Origin of the sequence: Streptomyces bobili, from assembly GCF_002154575.1 — a bacterium.
In the GTDB taxonomy this organism is placed as follows: domain Bacteria; phylum Actinomycetota; class Actinomycetes; order Streptomycetales; family Streptomycetaceae; genus Streptomyces; species Streptomyces bobili.
Map to the genome: position 1 here is coordinate 1 of NZ_MUBA01000632.1, position 2198 is coordinate 2198.

Annotated in this window: 2 protein-coding genes; one reads left to right on the plus strand and one right to left on the minus strand. The window is 69.7% G+C overall.

Annotated features, from left to right (window positions below; translation table 11 throughout):
* A partial coding sequence (locus BZL64_RS35160) for an RDD family protein (protein WP_107430411.1) occupies positions 1-768 on the minus strand: 768 nt, incomplete at its 3' end.
* 127 nt (positions 769-895) lie between these two features.
* On the opposite strand from BZL64_RS35160, the gene BZL64_RS35165 reads away from it, so the two are divergent.
* A complete protein-coding gene (locus tag BZL64_RS35165) occupies positions 896-1900 on the plus strand; it encodes a stage II sporulation protein M (RefSeq protein WP_086773116.1) in 1005 nt (334 codons plus the stop codon).
* Positions 1901-2198 lie beyond the last annotated feature (298 nt).

Here is a 2198-nt window from a genome sequence, read left to right on the forward strand (position 1 = left end):
CACCGGACCACCCCCGAACCCACCCCCGAACGTCCGCCGCGCCTCCCGCACCTGCCGCTCCTGCACCACCGCGGCCAAATAGGCGGCCGGCGGCACGCCCGTCGGCACCGCGGCACCCGTACGCTCCGCCAGGTCACCGGCCAACCGCTCCGCCATCGCGCACCCCACCTGCGGATCCAGCTGGTTCATCCGCCCCAGGTACTGCCGGACCGCCAACCACAGTCCCTCCGGCACCGCCGACAGATCGAGCCCCGAGAACCTCCCGGCCAGCCACGGCGGGGGAGGCGGCACGAAACCCACCCGCGCGGCAGGCACCCGCTCCCGCACCACCAGCGTCCCCGCGAACACATCACCCAGCCGACGCCCCCGCGCCGACACCAGCGAAGCCACGCACGCCACCACCCCAGCCGTCAGCAGAATCTCCACCACCCCGAGCGCACCCCGCACCAGCGCGTGCCGGAACCGGATCGGCCCCCCGTCATCCCGCACCACCCGCAGCCCACACGCCGCCTTACCCAGCGACCGCCCATGGCTGAGGGTCTCCACCGCGATCGGACCGCCCACCAGCACCAGCAGAAACGTGGCGATCGACACCGCGGTCCGCGCCGCCTCGTCCAGCGACGCCGTCGCCATCAGCAACGCGACACTCACCGCCACATAAGCCACCAGCACCACGGTCAGATCCAGCAACACCGCCAGCGCCCTGCTGGGCAGCCTGGCCGGCTGAAGCTCCAGCGCCACCGCCTCACCCGTCACCAACTCACTCACGCCCGCACCCCTTCCCTGACCTGCCCCGACACCGGCCAGTCTGCCAAGCTGAAGTCACACCGCGCCGCAGTACGACAAGCTGACCCCGACCGGTCCCGCGACGAACAGCCGAGGAGCAGGCACCCCGATGGACCTCGACGTCTTCGTCTCAGCCCACCGAGCCGAATGGGACCGCCTCGACACCCTGCTGCGCCGCCGCAACCTCACGGGTACCGAGGCCGACGAACTCGTCACCCTCTACCAGCGCACCGCGACCCACCTCTCCCTCATCCAGTCGAGCGCTCCCGACCCCCAGCTCACCGGCCGGCTCAGCCAACTGGTGGCACGCGCGCGCAGCGCCGTGACGGGAACCCGAAGGGCCTCCTGGCGGGACGTCACCCGCTTCCTCAGCCAGAGCTTCCCGGCCGCGGTCTACCGCTCCCGGCACTGGTGGGTCCCCACCGCCCTCGCCTCCACCGCGCTCGCGGCGCTCCTGGGCTGGTGGATCGGCACCCACCCGGAAGTCCAGTCCTCGATAGCCGCCCCCGACGAACTGCACGCGCTGACCCGCCCAGGCGGCCAGTACGAGACGTACTACTCCAGCCACCCCGCAGCGTCCTTCGCCGCCCAGGTCTGGACGAACAACGCCCAGGCAGCCGCGATGTGCCTGGTCCTGGGTGTCTTCCTGTGCGTCCCCGTCCTCTGGATCCTCTTCCAGAACATGCTCAATCTCGGTGTCGGAATCGGCCTCATGTCCTCGGCGGGCCGGCTCGACACCTTCCTCGGCCTGGTCCTCCCGCACGGCCTGCTCGAACTGACCGCGGTCTTCGTGGCCGCCGGCACAGGCCTGAGACTCGGCTGGACCGTCATCGACCCCGGCCCCCGCACCCGCCGCACCGCCCTGGCCGAGGAAGGCCGAGCCGCCCTCGGCATGGCCGTCGGCCTCGCCCTGGTCCTCTTCGTCTCAGGCGCCATCGAAGGCTTCGTCACCCCTTCCGACCTGCCCACCTGGGCCCGCATCACCATCGGAATCGCCGCCGAGCTGGCCTTCCTCGCCTACGTGTACGTCCTGGGCGGAAGGGCCGCCCGAGCGGGCGACACGGGCGACGTCGAAGCAGCCGAACGCAGCGCCACGGTGCCGACGGCCGCCTGATGTGCATGTACGGCAGGTGAACTGCTAGTCTCCTCCTCGCCCCAAAAAACCTGTTGACACGGGTTGTGCGGGGAGGTAGATTCGAACAGTTGCCTGGACTGGACTTGAACCGGTCGGCGGCAGGGTTAGTATCTATAAAGCCTCTCGGAACTGGATTCCGCAGAAGCACCCCCGATGAATCGGAAATGAGTGGCCGGTCAGACCGGCCCGGAACTTCTGATAAAGTCGGAACCGCCGGAAAGGAAGCCGCGAAACAAAAGCGGGAACCTGGAAAGCGCCGAGGAAATCGGAACCGGAA